Annotated in this window: 6 protein-coding genes and 1 pseudogene; all 7 read right to left on the bottom strand. The window is 67.8% G+C overall.

Annotated features, from left to right (window positions below; all coding sequences use genetic code 11):
- Positions 1-632: pseudogene (locus tag ACSAMQ_RS19735) on the bottom strand (hypothetical protein); the annotation flags it as partial.
- Positions 633-687: 55 nt separating this feature from the next.
- Positions 688-1,254 (bottom strand): hypothetical protein, encoded by a 567-nt coding sequence (locus ACSAMQ_RS19730; protein WP_435397292.1) that lies wholly within the window; start codon positions 1,252-1,254, stop codon positions 688-690.
- 108 nt (positions 1,255-1,362) lie between these two features.
- Positions 1,363-2,472, bottom strand: a complete 1,110-nt coding sequence (locus ACSAMQ_RS19725) for an XVIPCD domain-containing protein (protein ID WP_435397291.1) — start codon at positions 2,470-2,472, stop codon at positions 1,363-1,365.
- A gap of 39 nt (positions 2,473-2,511) precedes the next feature.
- Positions 2,512-3,117: a hypothetical protein gene (locus ACSAMQ_RS19720; protein WP_435397290.1), complete on the bottom strand. Its 606-nt coding sequence runs from the start codon at positions 3,115-3,117 to the stop codon at positions 2,512-2,514.
- Between the two features lie 57 nt (positions 3,118-3,174).
- Entirely contained in the window at positions 3,175-3,837 is a 663-nt protein-coding gene (locus tag ACSAMQ_RS19715; RefSeq protein WP_435397289.1) for a hypothetical protein, read from the bottom strand.
- 162 nt (positions 3,838-3,999) lie between these two features.
- Positions 4,000-5,322, bottom strand: a complete 1,323-nt coding sequence (locus ACSAMQ_RS19710) for an XVIPCD domain-containing protein (protein WP_435397288.1) — start codon at positions 5,320-5,322, stop codon at positions 4,000-4,002.
- A 53-nt stretch (positions 5,323-5,375) separates the two neighbouring features.
- Positions 5,376-5,753, bottom strand: a complete 378-nt coding sequence (locus tag ACSAMQ_RS19705; RefSeq protein WP_435397287.1) for a hypothetical protein — start codon at positions 5,751-5,753, stop codon at positions 5,376-5,378.
- Positions 5,754-5,913 lie beyond the last annotated feature (160 nt).

Here is a 5,913-nt window from a genome sequence, read left to right as displayed (position 1 = left end):
CGGCTGGCCGGGCGCGGCGCAGCTTCGCGGTGCGCGTCCTCGCGCGCCGGCGCCTCGGCGGTCTGGCCGTTCTTGGCCGGGTAACGGTCCGGGGTGATCGCACCGCGGTCGATGTCGTGGATGTAGCGCTTGAACTGCTCGGCCTCGACCTCGACGTGCGCATGCACCGAACCCGGCGTCCCGGTGTCGGACATCGCGCCGAGCGGCTGTCCGTACTGCACGTGCGCGCCTTCCTTGAGCTTGAACGAGTCGCGGTCCATGTGCAGCACCTGGCCCAACAGCTTGGCGCCGGGCTGATCGTGCGGACGGTCGTAGATGCGCAGCGCCGCGGAAGGGTCGTTCGGCAGGTAATGCACATAGCCTTCGACCGGCGAGGGAATCTGCACCCGGCCCGGGCTGTCCTGGCTGAGGATGAAATCCTTCTTGACCAGGGTGCGGCCGTCGTTGGTGCGGCGGATTTCCTCGAACTCGCCGTCGACCCGCGCATGGTCGCGGCCGCGCTCGAAGTCGGCATCGCGGCCGGTCCGCAGACCGCGCGCGTTGCGGCTGGGGTGATGGATGTCGAGGTCGTCGTAGCTGTGCACGTGCTCGACGCGGCTGCCCACGCTTTCCGTGATGCGATAGCGGCTCATGAGAGTCCTTCCATTGAGTGGTTGAAGATCGTGGCTGGGTGCGATCGGTGGGCGATCAGGGCGCGGACGGTTCCGGGTCCTCGGCGAGGAACCAGCAGCCGTCGCGCTTGACGAAACGATAGGAATTGCCTTCCGACATGCCGTACCGGTAGCGGACGAAATAGGCCTCGGCCGCTTCGGCCTTGACCTCGACCGCGACCGGCTTGGGATCGACCGCGCCGGCGCTGTCGACGACATGGAAACCGTCGTCGCGATACGCGAGGTTGAAACCGGTGTAGTCCTTGGCCGGCACTTGCTCGGTGCGCTGCTGGGTGTCCTCGCCGACGTCGACCAAGTCGACGACCTTGATCGTCGGCAAGGTGTAGCGGCTCCTGGTCTGCGCATCGCCTGCAAAGGCCTTGAGGAAATCGTCGAAGCCCTGCGCCGGGCACGCGGCCGCAGCCGGTGCGGGCGCCGGTGCGGTCACGGTCGCGCCGACCGCCGGAGCGGCGGCCACAGCATTCGGGCTGGCGCCCTCGAGTTCCTTGAACGGCGAGTCCGACTGCGCGGCGTCCTGACCGTTCGCGCCGCAGGCGCCGAGCGCCAGGGCCAGGGGGATTACCAGAAACCGGGGGAGATTCATGCCTGTCTTCCTTGTGCGTGGCGTTCGTTGCGGGGCGGTGTTTGCGTGCGGATGGCCATGAAACGAGAGGGCGCGGCCGATGCGGGGCGCGGATCGGCCGTGCCCGCGTCAGATCGTGTGCATCCGCGGCGGCTGTTGCTGTTGACGCGGTTCCTGGCCCTGCTGCTGCGCGGTGAGCGCCTGCTGCGGCAGGTCCTGCTGCAGCCGCTGGCTCGACTGCTCGATCGGCTGGTTCATCGCGATGTCCTTGTTGGCGAACACGCGGTGATGAGCCGGGTCGTTGAGCCCGCCCTGGACCGCGAACAGGCCGTTGCCGTTGGTGCTCATGACGACGTGGTCGATCTTGTTCAGGCCGCTGACCTTGGCCTCGTAGGTCAGGGTCGCCGCGGCGCGTTCGAGATCCTCGCGACCGCGGAAGCCGGCCTGCGGGCCCAGCTTTTCCAGCCCGCCGAGCGCCTGCTGGTACATCGCGTAATGCGGGCTGTTTGAGTTCGACAGCAGGTTCGACGGCTCGCTTTTCTTGAGCGACTCGAGGGTGCGCTTGCCGGCGATGCCGTCGTCCTTCAGGCCCTGGTCGCGCTGGAAAGCCAGCAAGGCCTCGCGGGTGCGGTCGCCGAAATCGCCATCGGCGTTCAACGGCCGTCCCTGCGCGTCGCGATAACCGAGCTTGTTGAGCTGGTCCTGCATCGCGCGGATGTCGGCGCCCCGTTCGCCCTGGCGCAGCACGCCGTCGTCGGCGGCGGGACGCTCGGCCGCGGCCTGGCCGCCGCGCGCACCGACCGTCTGGCGCTGGTTCCAGAAGGTTTCCGGGTTGAGGTTGCGGCCCTCGCTGTCCTTCATCTGGTAATGCACGTGCTGGGCGTACTGCTCGGCGCCGCGCGGGCCGCGGCCGCCCATCGTGCCGATCTCGGTGCCCGGTTCGACGCGCTGCCCGACCACCACCGACTGGCTTTGCGTGTGCAGCAACTGGTGACTGTTGCCTTCGGCGTCGCGGATGCTGATGGTGCCGTAGCGTCCACCGACGAATTCGACGGTGCCGGCCACCGGCGAATGAATCGTCGGATGGGTCAGGTTGACGCCGGCCTGGCCGCCGACATAGTTGAAATCGGAGCCGCCGTGGGCGCCGTTGTCGCGGTGTTCGCCGTAATGGCCGGTGATGTGCGCCGAGCGTCCGTGTTGCGGCGGCAGGATCACGTTCATGGTGTCCTGGTACGACATGTCAGCGTCTCCTCAAGGGCTTGGCTTGCATCGCGCGGCTCACAGGGAGTCGTCGCGCATGCGGTACAAGGTCCAGCATTCGCCCTTTCTGAAGAAGAACGACATCTGGTAGTCGGTGTCCGGCTTGGCCAGCATCACTTCCTTGTCGCCGTTCAATTCGGTCTGGCTGAGCACGAGTCCGTCGCGCTGTTGTTGCTGCGCGCCCGGCATCACCGGGAAGCGCAAGGCGGTGCCGTCGAGCATCGTCGTGACCGGCCTGGGTTCCGGATCGGCGTTGGCATCGACCGTTTCGCTTCGCAGCGGGCTGGCGGTGAACGCCCTCTGGACCGCGATGTCGTCCATGAACGCCGCCAGGAAGGCGTCGAATTGCTGCGACGGACAGGCCACTCCGGCCTTGCCGGCGGCCGCCGCCGCGGTCCTGGCCGGCGCCCCGGCTTTGTCCGCCGGTGCGCTCGCGCCCGGGCTTCTGGACGCGACCTCGCATCCGCCCAGCCATACCAGCATCGTCAATATCGCTAATTTCTTGCAGTTCATCTTGCTTCCCCAAACGCTACGGACTGTCGCAGCGGGCCGACCATCGGCCCCCGTCGAGCGGCGCCTGCGCCGCTGCCACCCTCCGTGGCCCTGCTGATGCTCCTGACCCATGCCGGTGCCTTGCGGCCGCTTCCGTGCGGACCGAAAGCAAGACGCCGAACCTGCCGCCTACGATTTCAGATCGGGTTTCAGCCCCACCTGGAAGGTGCTGCGCCGATCGCTGTCGTCGAGACGGTAGTACTGGCCGGAAACGATCAGGCCGCCATTGCTCCAGCGCAATCCCTGCGCCCCCTCTTCGACCCAGGCCGAGACGGGATCCTTGACGCCGGGCACAGGCACGTCGGCTTGGCCCTGCACCGTACCGTCGCCGAGCGCGAGCCTGACCACCCGCAACAACGTCTGCGACGAACGTTGTTGCGGCTGGGTGTCGGACTGCAGCAACACGTACACCGAGTCGGCTTCGCGCACGCAATGGGTCGCGCGGCTCTGGTAGGTCTGCGCGGGCAGCTCCAGGGTGCGCGTCCACAAGGCCTTGCCGGAGGTCTCGGCGACGTAGGCCACGGGACGCTGGTTCATGCCGTCGTCGTCGACCGCCGCACCGACCACGCATTGCTTGTTGTCGCCGATCGACTCCGACGCGTACGAGGAAAACCCCGGGGGAATATCGGTGCTCTTCGCCCGCGCGTCGTTGGGAACGCCGTCGTTCGCCGCCGAGGCCAGCGGCTGCGGCGTCGACACCGACGCGTTCGCGGCCGGATCGGCATTGCACGCGGCCAGCGCGAGAGTCAGGGCGGATACGGCGAGCGCTGCGGTGTACGGGTTCGTCGTCATGAGCGGTCCAACCAGTCCAGTGATTCGAAGCCGCGGGCGACGAACGCCGCCCGGGGCGCACTACACGAGCCGGCCTGGCGCGTCCGCCGTATCGGCGGCGGACGCACCAGACCACACAACGCCCTTGGCTTCCGCGTCCTGCGGGAGCCGAGGGCCGCTCGGTCAAGCCATCATCGGCTTGGGTTGCTGCTGACGCGCTTCCTGCGTCTGCGGTGCCTGCTGCAGCACGTCCTGTTGCAGCTGCTGGCTCGACTGCTCGACCGTCTGCTGGCGCGCCTGGCGGCCGTCGACGTGCACGCGATGGTTGCCCGGGTCGTTGAGTTCGCCCTGCACCGCGAACAGGCCGGTGCCGTTCGCGCTCGGCACGACGTGGTCGATCTTGTTGAGGCCGCTGACCCGCGCTTCATAGGTCAGGCTGGCTGCGGCACGCTCCATGTCCTCGCGATTGCGGAAGCCGGCCTGCGGGCCCAGGCGTTCCACGCCTTCGAGGGCCTGGCGATACATCGCGTTGTCGCGGTTGGCCGGGTCCGACAGCAACGGCGCACGCGCCGGGTCGGCCTGCTGCGGGGTCGGCTGGGTAGCGTCGCGGTTGCCCTGCTGCTGGTTCGGCTGCGCGTTGCGCAGGGCTTCCAGGGTCTTGCTGCCGGCGATGCCGTCGTCCTTGAGGCCGTGCTCGCGCTGGAACGCCTGCAGCGCTTCCTTGGTGTGGGCGCCGAAATGGCCGTCGGGATTGATCTCGTTGCCCTGCGCGTCGCGGATGCCGAGGCGCTTGAGTTGCTCCTGCATCTGCTGCACCGCCGGGCCGCGCTCGTTGAGCTTGAGCACCCCGTCGGACATCGCATCGCGCTGGCCCGGCGAGGCCGGCAGCGCCACTTCGCCGCGCGCCAGGCGCTCCATCACTTCCGGCGTCAACGCACGCTCCCACTGGCCCACCGCTTCCCGGCGTTCCTTGAGGTGGTTGTAGCCGCCGTTGATGTCGTGGGTGGCTTCGCGAACATTGGTCTGGTGACCGTTCGGCACCACCCGGCCCTGCCAGTAGTGCACGGCGATCTTGGCCGCGTTCTCGCGATCGGCGGCCAGATCGGGGTTGCCCACCACGTCGATGCCGATCTCGCGGGCGACGCGCTCGTAGTTGTCGCGGCCGGTCAGCTGGACGTAGCCGCGGCCGTGGAAGCGCGCGCCGTCGCCCGGCTCGGTGTTGCCGAGGTTCTCGCGGCCCCAGGCGCCGCCGTAGATCGCATTGGCGATCGCATCGCGGCCGCCGCGCACGATCGCGTCGGCCTCGGCCTTGGTGTCCATGCCGTTGCGCCCCGGGAACACTTCCAGCAGGCGCTCGCTGCTATAGCCCAGCCCTTCGTGCATGCTTTTGAAGTTGCCGGACTCGACCTGCATCTGGCCCATGAACCCGGCCAGTTCCTTCGGATCGCGGATGCCTGCTTCATAGGCGCGGAGCAGCAGAAAATCACGATTGCTTGGGGTCGACATAATTCCTCCTTGATGGATCTTCGATAGCGGCCGCACTCGGTCCGGCCGATGAATTAATTCCTGGGCGGCAGGCCGCGCTTGTCGAGCTGCGCGTCGCGGTCCCAGCTACGGGTGAACTTGAACAGGACGTTGTCTTCGTTGCGGACCACGCTGTCCTTTTCGCAAGTCAGCGCGGTCTCGGGCTTCTCGGCGCCGTCGGCAACCACCATGACGCCCTGCTCTTCCAGGCCCATTTCGCCGGACACCGAATAGAAGATGCGCTTGCGGCCGCCGTCCTCGAACGAATAGGCATAACCGCCGGTGTTGCCGGCGAAACCGAGTTGCGTGCGCTTGAAGCGACGCGCCGGAGCGGACTTGTCCGCCGGGAACAGGTAATCGTTATGGCCTGCGGTCCCCTGGGCGAAATAGACGTAGCCCGACTGGTCGGTCACGCCTTTCGATGCGCACAGCGAGGCGAGCTTCTTCTCGGCGCCGGCGAGACGACGCGTACCCGCGGATGGCGCCCGTCGATCTCGAGCGCACAGCCCAGTTGCGCGGCGAGTTCGGTGTTCGGCACCAGGCCGTAGCCGACCGCGACTTGGTCGCAGGCGA

The sequence above is a fragment of the Lysobacter sp. 1R34A genome, from assembly GCF_051217035.1.
Taxonomy (GTDB): domain Bacteria; phylum Pseudomonadota; class Gammaproteobacteria; order Xanthomonadales; family Xanthomonadaceae; genus Lysobacter.
The sequence above is the reverse complement of the archived record's forward strand: the minus strand, read 5'-3'. Positions and strand labels throughout refer to the sequence as shown.